At 56.6% G+C, this 18,136-nt stretch carries 17 protein-coding genes and 2 pseudogenes; 11 read left to right on the top strand and 8 right to left on the bottom strand.

Annotated features, from left to right (window positions below; genetic code table 11):
* Window positions 1-22 precede the first annotated feature (22 nt).
* The 3 genes from rlmC (at window position 23) to FHC48_RS21620 (ending at window position 3,383) form a co-directional block, all read left to right on the top strand.
* Window positions 23-1,150 (top strand): 23S rRNA (uracil(747)-C(5))-methyltransferase RlmC, encoded by a 1,128-nt coding sequence (gene rlmC / locus FHC48_RS21630; RefSeq protein WP_059361982.1) that lies wholly within the window; start codon window positions 23-25, stop codon window positions 1,148-1,150.
* 72 nt (window positions 1,151-1,222) lie between these two features.
* Window positions 1,223-1,930 (top strand): response regulator transcription factor, encoded by a 708-nt coding sequence (locus FHC48_RS21625; RefSeq protein ID WP_021240925.1) that lies wholly within the window; start codon window positions 1,223-1,225, stop codon window positions 1,928-1,930.
* On the top strand, window positions 1,914-3,383 hold the full coding sequence (locus tag FHC48_RS21620; RefSeq protein WP_023326989.1) for an ATP-binding protein: 1,470 nt from the start codon (window positions 1,914-1,916) through the stop codon (window positions 3,381-3,383). Before FHC48_RS21625 ends, FHC48_RS21620 begins: the two co-directional genes overlap by 17 nt.
* A gap of 86 nt (window positions 3,384-3,469) precedes the next feature.
* Here the strand turns inward: FHC48_RS21620 and artJ are convergent, their stop codons facing one another.
* The 6 genes and pseudogenes from artJ to FHC48_RS21590 all read right to left on the bottom strand — a co-directional run bounded on the left by artJ (window position 3,470) and on the right by FHC48_RS21590 (window position 7,989).
* On the bottom strand, window positions 3,470-4,201 hold the full coding sequence (gene artJ / locus FHC48_RS21615; protein WP_021240923.1) for an arginine ABC transporter substrate-binding protein ArtJ: 732 nt from the start codon (window positions 4,199-4,201) through the stop codon (window positions 3,470-3,472).
* Between the two features lie 173 nt (window positions 4,202-4,374).
* The gene (gene artM, locus FHC48_RS21610) at window positions 4,375-5,043 is read right to left on the bottom strand and encodes an arginine ABC transporter permease ArtM (RefSeq protein ID WP_008500034.1); all 669 of its coding nucleotides are present in this window, start codon (window positions 5,041-5,043) and stop codon (window positions 4,375-4,377) included.
* The gene (artQ, locus tag FHC48_RS21605; protein ID WP_008500033.1) at window positions 5,043-5,759 is read right to left on the bottom strand and encodes an arginine ABC transporter permease ArtQ; all 717 of its coding nucleotides are present in this window, start codon (window positions 5,757-5,759) and stop codon (window positions 5,043-5,045) included. The genes artM and artQ overlap by 1 nt, the downstream gene beginning before the upstream one ends.
* Window positions 5,760-5,765: 6 nt before the next feature.
* Complete coding sequence (gene artI, locus FHC48_RS21600; RefSeq protein ID WP_008500032.1) at window positions 5,766-6,497, bottom strand: arginine ABC transporter substrate-binding protein ArtI; 732 nt, start codon at window positions 6,495-6,497, stop codon at window positions 5,766-5,768.
* Window positions 6,498-6,516: 19 nt separating this feature from the next.
* Complete coding sequence (artP, locus tag FHC48_RS21595; protein ID WP_008500030.1) at window positions 6,517-7,245, bottom strand: arginine ABC transporter ATP-binding protein ArtP; 729 nt, start codon at window positions 7,243-7,245, stop codon at window positions 6,517-6,519.
* 226 nt (window positions 7,246-7,471) lie between these two features.
* A pseudogene (locus tag FHC48_RS21590) lies at window positions 7,472-7,989 on the bottom strand (lipoprotein).
* Window positions 7,990-8,086: 97 nt separating this feature from the next.
* On the opposite strand from FHC48_RS21590, the gene FHC48_RS21585 reads away from it, so the two are divergent.
* The 3 genes from FHC48_RS21585 (at window position 8,087) to FHC48_RS21575 (ending at window position 10,136) form a co-directional block, all read left to right on the top strand.
* Window positions 8,087-8,410: a heavy metal-binding domain-containing protein gene (locus FHC48_RS21585; protein WP_008500028.1), complete on the top strand. Its 324-nt coding sequence runs from the start codon at window positions 8,087-8,089 to the stop codon at window positions 8,408-8,410.
* The gene (locus FHC48_RS21580; protein WP_008500027.1) at window positions 8,407-9,237 is read left to right on the top strand and encodes an N-acetylmuramoyl-L-alanine amidase; all 831 of its coding nucleotides are present in this window, start codon (window positions 8,407-8,409) and stop codon (window positions 9,235-9,237) included. Before FHC48_RS21585 ends, FHC48_RS21580 begins: the two co-directional genes overlap by 4 nt.
* 275 nt (window positions 9,238-9,512) lie before the next feature.
* On the top strand, window positions 9,513-10,136 hold the full coding sequence (locus tag FHC48_RS21575) for a helix-turn-helix domain-containing protein (protein ID WP_021240918.1): 624 nt from the start codon (window positions 9,513-9,515) through the stop codon (window positions 10,134-10,136).
* Here the strand turns inward: FHC48_RS21575 and FHC48_RS21570 are convergent, their stop codons facing one another.
* Both FHC48_RS21570 and FHC48_RS21565 read right to left on the bottom strand, forming a co-directional pair.
* Window positions 10,137-10,769, bottom strand: coding sequence for a hypothetical protein (locus tag FHC48_RS21570; protein WP_008500025.1), 633 nt, complete (start codon window positions 10,767-10,769; stop codon window positions 10,137-10,139). It lies immediately after the preceding gene.
* Complete coding sequence (locus FHC48_RS21565; RefSeq protein ID WP_023326993.1) at window positions 10,769-12,334, bottom strand: ExeA family protein; 1,566 nt, start codon at window positions 12,332-12,334, stop codon at window positions 10,769-10,771. Before FHC48_RS21565 ends, FHC48_RS21570 begins: the two co-directional genes overlap by 1 nt.
* On the opposite strand from FHC48_RS21565, the gene FHC48_RS21560 reads away from it, so the two are divergent.
* The 5 genes and pseudogenes from FHC48_RS21560 (at window position 12,320) to gspF (ending at window position 18,003) form a co-directional block, all read left to right on the top strand.
* Window positions 12,320-12,685, top strand: a complete 366-nt coding sequence (locus FHC48_RS21560) for a hypothetical protein (RefSeq protein ID WP_126348702.1) — start codon at window positions 12,320-12,322, stop codon at window positions 12,683-12,685. The genes FHC48_RS21565 and FHC48_RS21560 overlap by 15 nt on opposite strands.
* Window positions 12,636-13,367: a type II secretion system protein GspC gene (gene gspC / locus FHC48_RS21555; RefSeq protein ID WP_059361990.1), complete on the top strand. Its 732-nt coding sequence runs from the start codon at window positions 12,636-12,638 to the stop codon at window positions 13,365-13,367. Before FHC48_RS21560 ends, gspC begins: the two co-directional genes overlap by 50 nt.
* 13 nt (window positions 13,368-13,380) lie before the next feature.
* A complete protein-coding gene (gspD, locus tag FHC48_RS21550) occupies window positions 13,381-15,303 on the top strand; it encodes a type II secretion system secretin GspD (protein ID WP_023343662.1) in 1,923 nt (640 codons plus the stop codon).
* A 14-nt stretch (window positions 15,304-15,317) separates the two neighbouring features.
* Window positions 15,318-16,787, top strand: a pseudogene (gspE, locus tag FHC48_RS21545) (type II secretion system ATPase GspE); the annotation flags it as partial.
* Window positions 16,788-16,794: 7 nt separating this feature from the next.
* A complete protein-coding gene (gspF, locus tag FHC48_RS21540) occupies window positions 16,795-18,003 on the top strand; it encodes a type II secretion system inner membrane protein GspF (protein WP_022647588.1) in 1,209 nt (402 codons plus the stop codon).
* Window positions 18,004-18,136 lie beyond the last annotated feature (133 nt).

Raw genomic sequence — 18,136 nt, 5'->3', positions numbered from 1 at the left:
TCGTGATTCTTAAGGTTTTGATATGCAGTGCGCACTCTATGACGCCGGACGCTGCCGCTCCTGTCAGTGGATAGAACAGCCGGTCTCTCAACAACTCACCGCCAAAATGGCCGACCTGCAACAGCTGCTGGCAGCACACGCGGTGGGCGAGTGGTGCGCACCCGTCAGCGGCCCGGAACACGGTTTTCGCAACAAAGCCAAAATGGTGGTCAGCGGCAGCGTAGAAAAACCGCTGCTGGGAATGCTGCACCGCGACGGCACGCCGGAAGACTTAACCGACTGCCCGCTCTATCCCGACTCCTTTGCACCGGTCTTTGCCGCACTCAAGCCGTTTATTGCCCGGGCAGGGTTAACGCCCTATAACGTGGCCCGCAAGCGCGGCGAGCTGAAGTACCTTCTGCTGACCGAAAGCCAGATCGACGGCGGCATGATGCTGCGCTTCGTGCTGCGCTCTGAAACCAAGCTTGAGCAGCTGCGCGCGGCCCTGCCTTGGCTGCAGGCGCAGCTTCCGCAGCTGAAGGTCATTACGGCGAACATTCAGCCGGTGCATATGGCGATCATGGAAGGGGAGAAAGAGATTTTCTTCACCGACCAGCACGCGCTGGCGGAGCGCTTCAACGGCGTGCCGCTGTGGATCCGCCCGCAAAGCTTCTTCCAGACCAACCCGACCGTGGCAAGCAGCCTGTACGCCACCGCCCGCGACTGGGTGCGTGCGTTGAACGTTCACCATATGTGGGATCTGTTCTGCGGCGTGGGCGGGTTTGGCCTGCACTGCGCCACGCCGGAGATGCAGCTCACCGGGATTGAGATCTCTGCCGAAGCGATTGCCTGCGCGAAGCAGTCTGCCTCTGAGCTGGGGTTAACGAATCTGCGCTTCCAGGCGCTCGACTCCACGCAGTTCGCCACCGGCCAGGGCAACGTGCCGGAACTGGTGCTGGTTAACCCGCCGCGCCGCGGCATCGGGAATGCGCTGTGCGACTACCTGAGCCAGATGGCGCCGGAATACATCATCTATTCCAGCTGCAACGCGCAGACCATGGCGAAAGACCTCGCTCAACTGCCGGGCTATCGCATTGAACGCGTTCAGCTTTTCGATATGTTCCCGCACACCGCGCATTATGAAGTGTTGACGTTGCTCGTAAAATCTTAAACAAAATGTGAACTCTTCATCCCGGCGAAATCAGGTAAGCTTACGTCATAAGACATGAATATAGGCTTACCCATGAAGCAGATCCTGCTGGTAGAAGACGACCACGATATCGCGGCGCTTCTGCGACTCAATTTAGAAGACGAAGGCTACGCCATCACCCACGAGCCCGACGGGGGCAACGCCTTACAGCGTCTTGACGCCCAGACGTGGGATGCGGTGATCCTCGACCTGATGCTGCCCAACGTTGACGGTCTGGAGATTTGCCGCCGCATCCGTCAGATGACGCGCTACCTGCCGGTGATCATCATCAGCGCCCGCAGCAGCGAAACCGACCGCATTACCGGGCTGGAAACCGGCGCCGATGACTATCTGGCAAAACCGTTCTCCGTGCAGGAGCTGATTGCGCGGATCAAAGCGCTGTTTCGTCGCCAGCAGGCGATGGGGCAGGCGCAAACCGACGGACACATTCAGGCGCACGGGCTGACCATCGATCCGCTGGCGCGCAGCGTGCTGCTTCACGGCCAGGTGGTGGACCTCACCCCGCGCGAGTTCGAGCTGCTCTACTTCTTTGCCCGTCATCCCGGCGAGGTGTTCTCCCGCCTGGCGCTGCTGGAGCAGGTCTGGGGCTACCAGCACGAAGGCTACGAGCACACCGTCAACACCCATATCAACCGCCTGCGCATCAAGATAGAGAAGGACGCCGCCGAGCCGGAGATCATTCGCACCGTCTGGGGCAAGGGCTACAAATTTGCGGAGCCGCAGCATGATGCGTCGCTTTAGCCTGAGCCAGCGCCTGACGCTGCTCTTCATCCTGCTGATGATGCTCTGCGCCGCCGTCGCCTGCGCGGTCCAGCTCTACAGCAGCATGCAGTACGGTAATGCGATGGTGCAGCGGTTATCGGGCGGGCTGGCGCAGCAGATCGTCCAGCGCGAACCGATTCTGGACGCGCAGGGCAGGGTCGACCGCAGCGCGCTGAAACCGCTGTTTGGCCGGCTGATGACCTTTAATCCGAGCGTTGAGCTGTACGTTGTCTCCCCGGACGGCGATATCCTCGCCGACGCTGCCCCGCCGGGCCATATTCAGCGGCAAAAAATCGATCTGGCGCCGGTGCAGAGCTTCCTGAGCGGCACCGCCATGCCGGTACTGGGCGACGATCCGCGCAGTCAAAATCAAAAAGTCTTTAGCGCCACGCCGCTGCGGCAGGACGGCGAGCTAAAAGGCTATCTGTACATTATTTTGCAGGGCGAGGAGTCAAACGCCCTGGCGGAAATGGCCTGGCACAAGGCGCTGTGGAGTACCGTCCTGTGGTCGCTGCTGTGGGTCGCGCTGTTTGGGCTGCTGGCAGGGCTGCTGGTCTGGTACTGGGTCACGCGCCCGGTCAAACAGCTGACGGTGGAGGTCGCCGGGCTGGAGCAGGACAGCATAAGCGCCATCAGGCTGCTGGCGGGACAGACGCCGGACGCGGCGGCAAAAGATGAAGTGGCGATCCTGCGCAACAGCTTTATCGAGCTGGCGCGCAAAATCACCCAACAGTGGGATCGGCTGGCCGACAGCGATCGTCAGCGTCGTGAGTTTATCGCCAATATTTCGCACGATCTCCGCACGCCGCTCACCTCGCTGCTGGGCTATCTCGAAACCCTGTCGCTCAAATCCGCCACCCTGACGCCGCAGGAGCACCAGCAGTATCTCGCCACCGCGCTGCGTCAGGGGCAAAAAGTCCGGCATCTTTCGCAGCAGCTGTTTGAGCTGGCGCGCCTTGAACACGGCGGTATTAAACCCCAGCGCGAGCGGTTCGCAATGGCGGAGCTGATTTCCGACGTGGCGCAGAAATTTGAGCTCACGGCCCGCACGCGAGAGGTCAATCTGCATATTGACGTGCCGGGGCCGCTGCCGATGGTAAACGCCGATGTGTCGATGATTGAACGCGTGGTGACCAACCTGCTGGATAACGCGATGCGCCATACGCCTGGCGGCGGAGAAATTCGCCTGGCGGTGTGGCAGGAAAATGAACAGCTGCAGGTCGAAGTGTCCGACAGCGGAACGGGCGTGGATGCCTCGCTGCGCGACGATCTGTTCCAGCGGCCGTCGGCGCTCAACACCCAGGCGTCGAGAGAGAATCGCGGCGGGTTAGGGCTGCTGATTGTGAAACGGATGCTGGAGCTGCACGGCGGCGGGATCAGGCTGATGGAGTCGGCGAGAGGGGCACGGTTCAGGTTCTTTGTGCCGCTGTGAGAGAGTGCCGGGTGGCGCTGCGCTTACCCGGCCTACAACTCCCCCCGTAGGCCGGGTAAGGCGAAGCCGCCACCCGGCAAAAGACATTACTGCGGGAACCACTGCTCGCTAATTTTCTGGTAAGTACCGTCTGCTTTAATCGCTTTCAGCGCGCCGTTCAGTTTTTCCAGCAGGGCTTTGTTATCCGGACGTACCGCGATGCCGAGGCCCGTGCCGAAGTACTGCGGGTCGGTCACTTTTTCCGTTGCGGTGCCCAGCTGCGGGTTGGTTTTCAGCCATTCGTTCACCACGGCGGTATCGCCGAAGACGCCGTCGATACGGCCATTTTTCAGGTCGATAATCGCATTCTGGTAGCTGTCATAGGCCACGGTTTTCACTTCCGGATGTTTGTCCTGCAGGTACTTCTGATGGGTGGTGCCGTTTTCCATCCCGATGCGTTTGCCTTTCAGCTGATCGAAAGAGGTATACGCGCCTTTCTTCGCAATCACCACCGCCGAGTTGGCGTAGTACGGGTCGGTGAACGCGACCTGCTTGCTGCGCTCAGGCGTGATGTCCATCCCGGAGATCACCGCGTCGTATTTTTTGAACTTCAGCGACGGGATCAGGCTGTCAAAAGCATGGTTAGTAAAGGTGCAGTCGGCCTGCATCTGTTTGCACAGCGCTTTCGCCAGATCGATATCAAAACCGACGATCTGGTTGCTGGCATCCAGCGACTCAAACGGCGGATAGGTGGCGGACACGCCGAAATTGATTTTATCCGCAGCGGATGCGCCAGCGGCGAAGGTGGCGAGTAATGCGGCCAGAACTAACTTTTTCATTGTAATGCTCCCGTCTGTCTTATTGATGCGCCGTGTCTGCGGCCTGGATGTACAATGCCAGTTAATGAATTTATATGCAATAAAAATGATTAAGTATTGTGTTGAGCGCGAAAAAAAGCGGATAACCCATCAGGTTACCCGCTCCATGAATACCGTTTTATGCACTTGCGTGGTTAATTCCTGCGCTCAAACGCCAGCGCTTTACGCTCAATAAGGCGCATCATCAGCGTCAGCAGACCGTTCACCACCAGATAGACCACGCCCGCCGCGCCGAACACCATCACGTCATAGGTGCGCCCGTACAGCAGCTGTCCGTGTCCCATCACTTCCATCAGGGTGATGGTATAGGCCAGAGAGGTACTCTTGAACACCAGCACCACTTCGTTGGAGTAGGAGGAGAGCGCGCGCTTAAAGGCGTACGGCAGCAGGATCGCCAGCGTGTCCTTCTTGCTCATGCCCAGCGCCCCGCAGGACTGCCACTGGCCTTCCGGAATGGCGCGGATCGCACCAAAGAACAGCTGGGTGGTATAGGCCGCGCTGTTCAGCGAAAGGGCAATCAGGGCACACAGCCATGGCTCAGAGAGCAGATGCCAGATAACCGGATATTCCTGCAGCGACGGGAACTGGCCCGGGCCGTAGTAAATCAGGAAGATCTGTACCAGCAGCGGCGTACCGGTAAACAGGGTGATGTAGCCACGCACAATCCACACCAGCACCGGCGTTTTCAGCGTCAGGATGATGGTGAAAATAAGGGCCAGGATCAGCGCCACGATAATGGACGCCACGGTCAGCGTCAGGCTGGTGTGCAGCCCTTTCATCAACTCGGGAAAGTATTCAAGCATCAGCCTGGTCTCCGTTCAAAGCGCGTCGCTCGCAGGTCAATACGCTTGAGGATGTACTGACTGAGTAACGTGATCACCAGGTAGATTGCCGCCGCCACAATGTACCAGGTAAACGGCTCCTGGGTACGGGTGGCGATGCTTTTGGTTTGCAGCATCAGATCGTTAACGCTGATCAGGCTCACCAGCGCGGTATCTTTCAGCAGCACCAGCCACTGGTTGCCGAGGCCCGGCAGGGCATGGCGCCACATCTGCGGCATGACCAGACGGAAGAAGATGGCGGATTTCGACAACCCTAACGCCTGACCCGACTCCCACTGTCCCTGCGGCACGGCCTTCAGCGCACCGCGCAGGGTTTGCGACGCGTACGCGGAGTAGAGCAGGGAGAGCGCAATGACGCCGCACAGGAACGGGCTGACGTCGAAGTTGTCAATCTGCATCTGCACCGGGATCTGCGCAAAGCCGAGATTAATCGTGAAGCCGTCCGACAGCGTGAGCAGCAGCTGCGAGGAACCGAAATAGATGAACAGGACCACCAGAATTTCCGGTAGCCCACGCAGCACGGTGACCAGCGCGGAGCCTGTCCAGGCGACGGGGAACCATTTCGCGGATTCCCACACCGCAAAGAACATCGCCAGCACCAGGCCGATAATCAGTGCGCAAACGGCAAGGCCGACGGTCATCCCGGCGGCGCTTGCTAAAGGAAAAATTTCATTCATCAGGAATTACTTCTGGAACCATTTTTTATAGATGGTTTCGTAGGTGCCGTCTTTCTTCACTTTTTCCAGCGCAGCGTTGAATTTCTGCTGCAGCTCAGTGTTGCCCTGACGAACGGCAATCCCCAGACCGGTACCGAAGTAGTCCTTATCGGTCACTTTGTCGCCCACTGGTGCCAGCTTGTCGTTGGCTTTCAGCCACTCGGTCACGACAGCGGTATCACCAAACACGCCGTCGATACGGCCATTCTGCAGATCCAGCTTCGCGTTCTGGTAGCTGTCATATGGCACGGTGGTGATTTCCGGATGCTTATCCATGATGAATTTCTGGTGCGTGGTACCGTTCTGCACGCCCACTTTTTTGCCTTTCAGCTGATCGACAGAGGTGAATTTGCCTTTCTGACCAATGAACAGGGCAGAGTTATCGTAGTAAGGGGTGGTGAACAGCACCTGCTTTTCACGCTCCGGGGTGATGTCCATACCGGCCATTACGGCGTCGATACGGCGGAACTTCAGGCTTGGGATCAGGCTGTCGAACGCCTGGTTGCTGAAGGTGCAGGTCGCATCGATCTCTTTACACAGGGCGTTAGCCAGGTCCACGTCAAAGCCAACAATTTTGTTGTTTGCATCAATGGATTCAAACGGAGGGTAAGAGGCTTCCGTGGCGAAACGAATGGTCTGAGCTGCGGTAGCGGAAAGGGTAACGCCAGCAAGCAGCACGGCAAGTAATACTTTTTTCATTATATTTCCCCTGACACAATCAATGAGATAAATAGTTTTTGAAGGCATCGGTTTGCGGGTTAGCGAAGCAGCTCGCATCACCTTGCTCAACGATATACCCGTTTTCCATGTACACCACACGGCTGGCGGTTTTACGCGCCACTTCCACTTCGTGGGTAACGATAACCTGCGTAATGTTGGTTTCCGCCAGCTCGCGAATAATGCTGACGATCTGAGCGGTGATTTCCGGGTCCAGCGCGGCGGTGGGTTCATCAAACAGCAGTACCGCAGGCTCCATCATCAGCGCACGGGCAATGGCCACGCGCTGCTGCTGACCACCGGACAGGTGCAGCGGGTAGCGGTCGCTGTAGGGCTTGAGGCGCAGACGCTCCAGCAGCTTTTCGGCACGCGCGATGGCCTGATCTTTGCTTAACCCCAGCACGCGGCACGGGGCTTCAATCAGGTTTTGCAGCACCGTCAGGTGCGGCCAGAGATTGTATTGCTGGAAGACCATGCCGACGTTTTGACGCAGCTCGCGTATCGCTTTATCAGACGGCGTCTTTGCGAAATCAAAATGGTTACCGGCAATTGCCAGCGTACCTGAACGAGGCATTTCAAGCAGATTAAGGACGCGCAGAAGGGAACTTTTGCCTGCACCGCTTGGGCCAAGCAAAACCAGCGTTTCGCCTTCCGGGCAGTTCAGCGTGATGTCAAACAGCGCCTGGTGTGCGCCGTAGAAGCAGTTAATGCCGTTTAGTTTAATACTCATCGGGGCAGTCTTTACTCATCCAGGCAATCTATAGCAATTGAGGCCGCAGATAGTACCGTTGACAGAATAGTTATGCAATATTTCTGCGTTAAAAGTTAAATATAACCCGTATTTCCTCTTAAACATAGCACAAAATAGCGAAGGGCAAAGGCGGCGAGTATAAATGTCGGCATTCCGCGAGAAATGCCGGACATTTTACGGGGGTAACATTTTTATCACTGATGAATCAGCGGTTCTCAATCGACTGGCGCAGCGTGCCGGCCGGGGATGCACGCTGCCGCCCACGTAGCGTACGTCGTCCACCGCCCAGCACTGGCCTTCACGGATCATCAGCACTTCGTCCTGCCAGGTTTGGCTGCCCTGCGTCAGCTTCACGCGCAGCGGAATATTACGGGCATCCGTGTTCGGGATGGTTGATGCGCTGGCCACTTCTGCTCTGTCCGGCAGCGTGGTGCGGCTGGAGAACGGGTCGGATTTCAGCAGCGCGTTGTGCTGCGGATCGCGGGTGGCATCGTTAAGCAGTTTTGCCAGACCATCGCTCAGATACGGGCGCAGGCCGGTGAGGTCGTTGCTGCGGTGCTGAATGCGGTAATCATAGAACTGCTGCGCCACGGTGTCCGGGCCGCCCTCAATGCAGGGGCCGCTGCGGGTACCGATATCCTTAAAGGCTGGCGTGACCGTGGTGGTACAGGCGCTGAGCACCAGCGCGCAGGGCACTAAAAGTGTTAAAGCTGAATAGCGCATGTTGATTTCCTTATTTATTAACTATCCTTTCAATCATAGCGTAACGAACCGATAATGCTGTGCCTAAGGCATTGAACGCTAAAGAAGGAGAGAAACCATGCAGTTTTCAACAACGCCAACCCTGGAAGGACAGACAATAACCGAGTACTGCGGCGTGGTCACCGGCGAAGCGATTCTCGGCGCCAATATCTTCCGTGACTTTTTTGCCGGTATCCGCGATATCGTGGGTGGCCGCTCTGGCGCATACGAAAAAGAGCTGCGCAAAGCACGCGAAATCGCCTTTAAAGAGCTCGGCGAGCAGGCGGAAGCCCTCGGCGCGGATGCGGTCGTGGGAATCGATATTGACTACGAAACGGTCGGGAAAGACGGCAGCATGCTGATGGTGAGCGTAAGCGGTACGGCGGTGAAAACCCTGCGATGAGGCGTGCGTTTGCCACGCTCCTGCTGGCGCTGCTGCTGGCAGGGTGCGTTACGGAAAAGGGGATTATCGATAAAGGTGCCTACGAGCTGGATACACGTCATCAGGCGCAGGCGGCTTACCCGCGCATCAAGGTGCTGGTGATCCACTACACCGCGGATGATTTTGACAGCTCGCTGGCCACGCTGACGGATAAAAACGTTAGCTCTCACTATTTGATCCCCGCCAACCCCCCGGCGCCGGACGGCAAGCCGCGCATCTGGCAGCTGGTTCCCGAGAGCGAGCTGGCCTGGCATGCGGGTATCAGCTTCTGGCGCGGCACCAACCGGATTAATGATACGTCCGTGGGGATTGAGCTCGAGAACCGCGGCTGGCAAACGCGTGGCGGCGTGAAAACCTTTACCCCGTTTGCGCCTGCGCAGATTGCAGCGCTGATCCCGCTTGCCAGGGACATTATTGCCCGCTATGACATTCAGCCGCAGAACGTGGTTGCCCATGCCGACATTGCCCCGCAGCGTAAAGACGATCCCGGCCCGCTGTTTCCGTGGCAGCAGCTGGCGCAGCAGGGGATAGGTGCCTGGCCCGATCCCGCGCGCGTGGCGTTCTATCTTAACGGGCGGCCGCGCTATCAGGAGGTCGAGCGCGGTGCGCTGCTTGATGTGCTGAAACGCTATGGCTACGAGGTGCCGGACAACGCCACGGAACAGCAGCAGAAGAGGGTGATCAGCGCGTTTCAAATGCACTTCCGCCCCGCGCTATGGAACGGCGTGGCTGACGTAGAAACCCTGGCCATCGCCGAGGCGCTTTTAGAGAAGTATGGGCAAGGGTAGTCCTCAGGGCTGCCCCTGACCAGGCCGTATTACCTTAGTTTTCTTGAGATTAATCTTAAGTACATTCTCAATTCATTTTTAGTTAATTGACTTAAAAGTACCCTCATTTAAGATAGACGTATAGCTTGCTAAGTATTTATAAAAAATAACACCTGCATAGTGATTTTTATTATCACTTCTCCTTGAAGTTTTTTATCAGGATTATACGAATAGTTTCGGTGGTTCCACCGTGGCCATTTTTTATCTAAAATTTACATCTTAATTCGGGTATAACAATGTTAAGTATTTACGGCAGAAAATTACGTCCTCATCATGAAATAGAAAAAATCATTTCCGCAACGGAAGGATTTGAAGAAAAATCGTTAAAGAAATGGCAAAAAATTTCCACCGTCGATAATGAATTTATTCATATTATCGTCAGCGGTGAAGTGGAATTCCGCCGCGAATCCGACGAGCTCTGCTTGTTCGCCCTGCAGGGGCAGTGCATTTTTGGACTCTCTTCCATTTTTTATCATTCGTCCCATATGTATGGCCTGGTCCGCTCGAATACCGTGGTGCGTTCGATTCCGAAAAGCGTTTTCTCTCAACTGATGACCGAGAAAGGCTTGTGGCCTGAACTCACCAAGGTGCTGGCCTGGTATATCTGTCTCCTGAGCAAGCGCGATGACGTGCTGGTTGCCCGCAGCGCCTATTCTGTCGTGCGCGAATTTTTGCTGGAAATTAATGAACTGATTGTACATCATCAACGCGATATTAATGTTTATGATTATATTCAGGAATACACCAGCCTGGCACGCAGTACGATTATAAAAATCCTCTCCGATCTGAAAAAAGGTCAATACATTGTGGTGGAAAAGGGTCGGCTCCTTAATATCACCAACCTTCCTGAAAAATATTAACTATTCCAGCCGGTCTCCCTTTTTACTTAATGGAGACCGGGAACTTTCTTTATGTAATGCGCCCGCCTGAGTATTATCCTGCGTTTCGTCAACCGGCGGTGCGGGTATTTTCCCTTGCGAATAATCCTGCTCTTGTTCTTTTAACGCCTGCTTAAACAGTTCGGTTAATGATGCGTCGTCACCCTCCGTGCGGGGGGAGACGGCATCGTCGTGCGCTTCCGTTCCGGGGAGGGTATCCCGCGAGGTATCGTGCGGCACCGTGCCGTCAGGCATCTGCTGCCAGTCGGCGTCGTCGCTGTTAATTGGCAGATCCTGCATGGCAGGGACGTCGGCCTGCACCGGGACGGGTTTCGGGTGCTGATGCGGGAACGGCTTGCTCACGTACACGTAGTGCATATCGGAAAGCTGCGTCTCGGGCTTCGCCACGTTCACTTTTTTTACCGGCTCCGGCGCAGGGTGGCGCAGTTGCCAGTATACGTGGGCGTACAGCCCCGCCATCAGCATGACGCAGAGACTTACTATTCCTAAAAAGGCGTTAGAAGCGATTTTTCTCAGGCGGGGAATGCGGTACGAAAACCAGACCGCCTCCCCGGAAACGTAGCTGCGCTGAGCCGCAAGACAGATGGTAGACATTAGGAATGCTTCTCCTGCGTTTTCGCGTCCGGTGCGGCATGGGGGGTCTGAAGCAGCACGCTCGGCGTGGTGTTAGTGTCGCGCATCAACTGCATCAGCGTCTCCTCACCCGGGATACCGTCGACGCGCAGATGCATTTTTTGCTGGAACTCGCGGGTACGTTTCATCATCTCCGTCGTCCAGGTTTGAGCGTGGGTTTCCGGCTCGGCAAGGGCCTGGCTCAGCTGCTGATCCAGCCACCCCATGTCCTTCGCATCGCTGGCGGCGCTGATGGCGTCTTTGCCTTCCGGCGTCAGGCGGTGGAGCTGGGTATAATTGCCGGTGGCATGCTGGTTAAACCAGTGACGGCTTACCTGCCAGGTGCGGTTATTCATCAGCAGGTCGAGTGAGTTATCCCCGACGCGGGCGACCACGGCATAGTTAAGGTGGTTGCCGGTTTTCAGTTCACTCACCCACGGATACCCTTCCTGTGCCAGCGCGTCCGGTGAGGCATTTCCCTGCTTACACATCAGGTTCACCTTCGCGGCGTTCTGGCACAGGGCATCGTCCGCCGAGGCGTCATACCCCCACATCAGATAGAGCTGATGCATCGCATCCGGCTGATTAACCACCTCGTTGTCGATAGCCGGCACCACCGGCGCCTGCTCGATGGGCGTCTGCTGTTTCCAGCTCGCGGGCACCGGCAGTTGAATCGGAAGTCTTGCTCCGATCGAGGAGGTCAAATACCAGCCGCAGGCAGCGAACAGCACGGAGGCGAACAGGCCCACGGTAGCCAGGCGCATACCGTGTTTTTTCGCAGGCAGGATCTCACCGGCCGCCAGGCGCAGATGACGCGGGCTAACCTGTTCTGCACGTTCGGTCCAGGCGGCGAGCATCGACAGGTGCGCCAGCTCGTTCAGCTTGCTGATATTCCCTTTGGTCAGCGCATGCATTTTACGCACGCGCGCCGGGGTCAACGGTGAGTGCTCACACCCGTGCGCTTCACACTGCGCCTGAACGTAGCTGAGAAACTCCCGGCAGGTAAGGGGGCGCAGGGTGTGGCAGGTATGCGCATATTCACGCAGTTCAGACTGCTGCATCAGAACGGCTTCCCGATCCGCTGTACCCATCAGTACGACGGACAGACGAAACTCCAGCTCCTGCGCGCGCGTCAGCAGCAGAGCCAGCACCTCCCGACAGGTCTCTTTCATGGCATCGGTATGGCTAATCACCAGCACTTTCGTCCTGCTTTTCCCCCCCTGCCACTGGTGCAGGATGGCATCCACCGCCTGAAGCCGGTTTTTGCTCTCTTTCGTTCCCGGGTTGAGTTTATACAGCAGGCTACTGGCACTCAGTTTTGGAAACGCGTTGATGGCAATAACGTCAGGGGTTGCGGATTTCAGGGCGTCGCTGAACTGGCCCAGCAGCGGGGCATCGTCTGCAAAGAGCCCAATAATCCCCGCCTGTTGGGTTTTCTCTTTCAGCAGGTTGAAAATATCCTGGTGATACGGCACGAAGAAATCGCCCGAGGCGCGGGTAATTTTTCGAAAAGGCGGGTGATTAAATTTAAAATGACTCTGATACATAACGACTTACCGTCTCTGGGCATGAATAGCAATGGCCCAGAAAAGTACGGCAAGGGTGCGTCATGGTCAATTTACGGGCAGGGTAAAAATAACCTGTCGGCTTTCTCTAACACTGGTTTTTTTGACGGTCAATCTTTTTCTTTATCAAAGTTAACGGCGAAGCAGGTGGTCGATTGTCAGGCCGCTAATTACTATTTATGTCACATATTGGCGCAGCATGACGCTGCTTATTTCCGCTTTGCTAAAGGCCAGATGAATAATGAGGCTCTCACTTTTTTCACGGTGGATAACGCCCTGTATTATGTTTGTATTGCTGATTTTTTGCGGTCAGCAAGGCTACGTCATTTTTAAAGATTATAAAAAAGTGACGAATAAACTCGCGAACGCAGCGGCGAAACCGCAAAGAAAACGTCAGGAAGAAAAGACATTTTCACTTTTCACCGCCGCCGTGCGTCAGGACAACCTGCCAGCGGCCGGGAAAGCCCCGCTCGCTGCCGAAATTGAGGGGATCGTCCGCAGCGACGATGCCTGGTTGTCCTTCGCCGTGATCAAAACGCCGGGGGGGCAAAAGAGCTATCGCGAAGGCGAAGCGCTGACCGGTTTTAACGATGCCTTTATTCAGGAAATAAACAAAGACAATGTGGTGGTTAATTACGAAGGTGCTACGCAGGTATTGGCGTTAAATAAACCTGACTATTTTAAGGGCGGCGTTGACAGCGGCCCGGTAACCCAATCGACGAAAGATGCTGGTGCTGAAAGCGTGCATCTGGATGATTATCTGGTGTTAAAGCCACTTATCGAAAAGGGCCAGCTGGAAGGCTACAACATTAATCCAAGGAATGCCTCTGACTTCTACAGTCATGCCGGTCTGGAAAAAGGTGATGTGGCGGTAAAAGTCAATTCTGTCGATATGACCGATGCAGAAAAGGCAAAAGATATTATTGCCAACTGGTCGAAAATGAAAGAAGCGGAGGTCGTCGTCAGACGTCACGCTCACCTTGAAAATATTCGGGTCAATGTTCTAAACAATTAACAAGTGTACAGACATGAAGAAATTTCCTTGGGCGTGCGTGGCGCTGACCGCATTGTCGTTATATTCCAGTTCGCTGCTCGCAGCTAACTTTAGCGCCAGCTTTAAAAACACCGATATCCGCGAATTTATTGATACGGTAGGCCGCAATCTGAACAAAACCATTCTGGTCGACCCGTCCGTTCAGGGCACGGTGTCGGTCAGAACCTATAACGTGTTGACGGAAGACGAATATTACCAGTTTTTCCTGAGCGTGCTGGACCTGTACGGCCTGTCGGTGATCCCGATGGATAACGGCATGGTCAAAGTGGTGCGCTCAAGCATTGCCCGCACCGCCGGTGCGCCGCTGGCCGACGGTAAAAATCCGGGCAAAGGCGACGAGATCATCACCCGCGTCGTGCGCATGGAAAACGTGCCTGTTCGCGAGCTGGCGCCGCTGCTGCGTCAGCTCAACGATGCCACCGGCATCGGTAACGTGGTCCACTTTGAGCCGTCCAACGTCCTGCTGCTAACCGGTAAAGCTTCGGTGGTGAACCGCCTGGTGGATCTGGTCCAGCGCGTGGACAAAGACGGTATTCAGCGTCGTGAAATCGTGCCGCTGCGCTTTGCGTCCGCCAAAGAGCTCTCGGAGATGTTGAATAACCTCAACAACGAAGAGCAGAAAGGGCAGAACGCGCCGCAGCTGGCGACCAAAGTGGTGGCCGATGACGAAACCAACAGCCTGGTGATCAGCGGTTCGGAAGATGCGCGCGCGCGGACCCGCTCCCTGATCCATCAGCTGGATCGCGAGCAGAACAACGAGGGGAATACCCGCGTCTTCTATCTCAAGTATGCCAGCGCCACCAAGGTGGTGCCGGTACTCACCGGCATCGGCGAGCAGCTGAAGGACAAGGCCGGCGCGCCGAAGTCGAAAACCGCGCCAGCGTCCAGCGATCTGAACATTACCGCCGACGAAGCAACCAACTCGCTGGTGATTACCGCCCAGCCTAACGTGATGAACTCCCTTGAGAAGGTGATCGACAAGCTGGACATCCGTCGTCCGCAGGTGCTGGTGGAAGCCATCATCGCGGAAGTGCAGGACGGGAACGGCCTGGATCTCGGCGTGCAGTGGACCAGCAAGCACGGCGGCGTGCAGTTCGGCTCCACCGGACTGCCAATCAGCCAGATTAAAAATGGCACCATGAAAGGGGCGAGCTTCACTGGCCTGGCGACCGGCTTCTTTAACGGTGATTTTGGTGCGCTGGTGACTGCGCTTTCCACCGACGGCAAAAATGACATCCTCTCCACGCCAAGCGTGGTCACGCTGGATAACAAAGAAGCGTCGTTCAACGTGGGCCAGGATGTGCCGGTACTTTCCGGTTCGCAAACCACCAGCGGCGACAACGTCTTTAACTCCGTTGAGCGTAAGACGGTCGGTACCAAGCTGAAAATTGTGCCGCAGATTAACGATGGCGACATGATCCATCTGAAGATTGAGCAGGAAGTCTCCAGCGTCGACAACAGCGCGACGGAAGACTCCAGCCTCGGCCCGACCTTCAATACGCGCACGATCAATAACGAAGTGATGGTCCACAGTGGCCAGACGGTTGTGCTTGGCGGTCTGATGGAAAATGTGACCAAACAGTCCGTGTCCAAAGTGCCGCTGCTCGGCGATATCCCGCTGGTCGGTCAGCTGTTCCGCTACACCTCCCAGGATACCTCCAAGCGCAACCTGATGGTGTTCATTCATACCACCGTCCTGCGTGACGACGACAACTACAGCGCGGCCTCGAAAGAGAAATATGACCAGATCCGGGTGCGCCAGATGCAGCGCGTGGAAGAGAAAAAGCTCGGTATTGTTGAGCCGAGCGACAATGCCGTCCTGCCCGCGTTTCCTTCAGCAAGCCCTCACGCCGCACCGGTGAAAACCCGCGCGACACGCAATCCGTTTAAAGAGTAAGGCGGAGGGGCAACGTGGACGAACTGAGTAAAACACTGTGTAGCAGCAGCTACGCAAAAGATAACGGCGTTCTGCTTTACAACAATGACGTCTATATCCGTGAGGACACCCCGGCGTTAGCACTGCTGGAAGTGCGCCGGGTGTTGGGGCGCGCGTTCGTCCCGGTTTCTGTGACGCCGGAAGCGTTTGACGAGATGCTGGCCAAAATCTGGCAGCAGAGCAGCGGCGTTTCACAGCAGCTGGTGGACGACATGGATGCGGATATCGACCTGATGGCGTTAACCGAGGAGATCCCGGATAACGAAGATCTGCTTGATAACGACGAAAACTCGCCGGTGATCCGCCTGATCAACGCCATTCTCGGCGAGGCGGTTAAGGACGGCGCGTCGGATATCCATATCGAAACCTTCGAGCGCACGCTGAGCATTCGCTTCCGCGTTGACGGCGTGCTGCGCCCGGTGCTGCAACCGGCGCGTAAGCTCGCCCCGCTGCTGGTGTCGCGTATCAAGGTGATGTCGAAACTCGACATTGCCGAAAAACGTCTGCCGCAGGATGGCCGTATCTCACTGCGCATTGGCCGCAAGGCGATCGACGTGCGCGTCTCGACCATTCCGTCCCAGTACGGCGAGCGCGTGGTCATGCGCCTGCTCGATAAAAGCAATCTCAAGCCCGACATCAACAAGCTGGGCCTGATCGATGAAGAGCTGGAGAAGTTAAAAGGGCTGATTGAGCGCCCGCACGGCATTATCCTGGTCACCGGGCCGACAGGCTCCGGTAAAAGTACCACCCTGTACGCCATTCTTTCGGCGCTGAACGGTCACGAACGCAACATCCTGACCGTGGAAGACCCGATCGAATATGAGCTGGAAGGGGTGGGGCAGACGCAGGTTAACCCGCGCGTGGACATGACCTTTGCCCGCGGGCTGCGCGCTATTCTGCGTCAGGACCCGGACGTGGTGATGATCGGGGAAATTCGTGACGGTGAAACCGCGCAAATTGCGGTACAGGCGTCGCTCACCGGTCACCTGGTCATGTCTACGCTGCACACCAACAGCGCCGCCGGGGCGATTACGCGTCTGCGGGACATGGGGCTGGAGTCCTTTTTAATCGGTTCATCGTTGCTCGGTGTCATTGCCCAGCGTCTGGTGCGTCGGCTGTGTACGCACTGCCGGACCACCAGTCCGCTGGATGCCAATGAAAAAGCGCTGTTCAGCTTTATGGACGCGCCGCCAAAAGCCATTTATCGCGCGGTGGGCTGTGAACACTGCCGCCAGAGCGGCTATCAGGGCCGTGCCGGTATTCACGAGTTCCTGGTGGTGGACAGCGCCATGCGCCGCGCCATTCATGAAGATAAAGACGAAATGTCCATCGAGACGCAGCTCTTTAAGCAGGCTTACAGCCTGCGCGAAAACGGGCTGCTGAAGGTGATTAGCGGCATCACCTCGCTGGAAGAGGTGATGCGTGTGACCGCCGAGCGCGGGGGGATGCGTAATGGCCTTCTACGCCTGGACGGCGACGGATGTCGCAGGCAAAACCCAGCGCGGCACGCTGCAGGCCGAGGGGCAAAAGCAGGTTCGCCAGATGTTGCGCGAGCAAAAGCTGATGCCCGTCAGCATCAGCGAAACCCGTGAAGCGGCGTCTGCCGGAAAAGCAAAAACCGGAGCCAGGCTCTCCACGCCGGTGCTGTCGATGTTTACCCGTCAGTTATCCACGCTGGTCAACGCCGCACTGCCGCTCGAGAGCGCGCTGAAAGCGATCTCGAAGCAAACGGAAGACAACAAGCTGGCGGCAATGGTGGTGGAGATCCGCGAGAAGGTGGTGGAAGGTCACACCCTGTTCGACGCCTTCAGCCAGTTCCCGCGCACCTTCGACAAGCTCTACTGCACGCTGGTGATGGCCGGTGAAAAGACCGGCCACCTGGGCGACGTGCTGGAGAAGCTGGCGGAGTACAACGAGCAGCGCCAGAAGATGAAGAGCAAGCTGACGCAGGCGATGGTCTACCCGATTACCCTCACCGTGGTCGCCATCGCGGTCATCAGCATTCTGCTGGTGGCGGTGGTGCCGCAGGTGATCGAGCAGTTCACCCACATGAAGCAGCAGCTGCCGATCACCACCCGCACGCTGATTGCGGTGAGCGATTTCCTGCAGGCGTACGGGATCTACATCGTGGGGATCCTCGGCGGCGGATTTGTTGGCTTTAAGACCTGGCTCAGAAACGCCAAAAACCGTTTTCGCTGGCACAGCTGGCTGGTGAACGGCTCGCCGATTAAAAAGCTGGTGTGCGCGATCAACAGCGCCCGCTATATCCGCACGCTCAGCATCCTGCAGGCGAGCAGCGTGCCGCTGCTTGAAGGGATGTATATCGCGATGGACGGTATCGAAAACCTCTACGCCCGGCAGGTGCTGGAGCAGGCGGCGGATACCGTGCGTCAGGGGGCCTCGCTCTATGCCGCGCTGGAGCAGGCGAAATTATTCCCGCCCACCATGCTGTACATGATTGCCTCCGGCGAAGAGAGCGGCGAGTTAGGCAACTTAATGGACCGCGCGGCGGAAAACCAGGAGTCGGCGCTACAGCATCGTATTACGTTAACGCTCTCGGTATTTGAACCGGCGCTGGTGGTCTCCATGGCGACGATTGTTTTATTCATCGTGCTGTCAATATTACAGCCGCTTCTGCAACTTAATAATATGGTAGGTTAAATCATGGCTATAAAAACAAAGGAAGGTGCGAATAAGCGGGGAAATTCTTCTCGGCTGACTCAGTCATTTCATTTCTTCATGTTTGAGCCGATTTTTTCTCCCGTAAATGCCTTGAATCAGCCTATTTAGACCG

Source organism: Enterobacter sp. EC_50 (assembly GCF_019584525.1).
GTDB lineage: Bacteria > Pseudomonadota > Gammaproteobacteria > Enterobacterales > Enterobacteriaceae > Enterobacter > Enterobacter roggenkampii.
The sequence above is the reverse complement of the archived record's forward strand: the minus strand, read 5'-3'. Positions and strand labels throughout refer to the sequence as shown.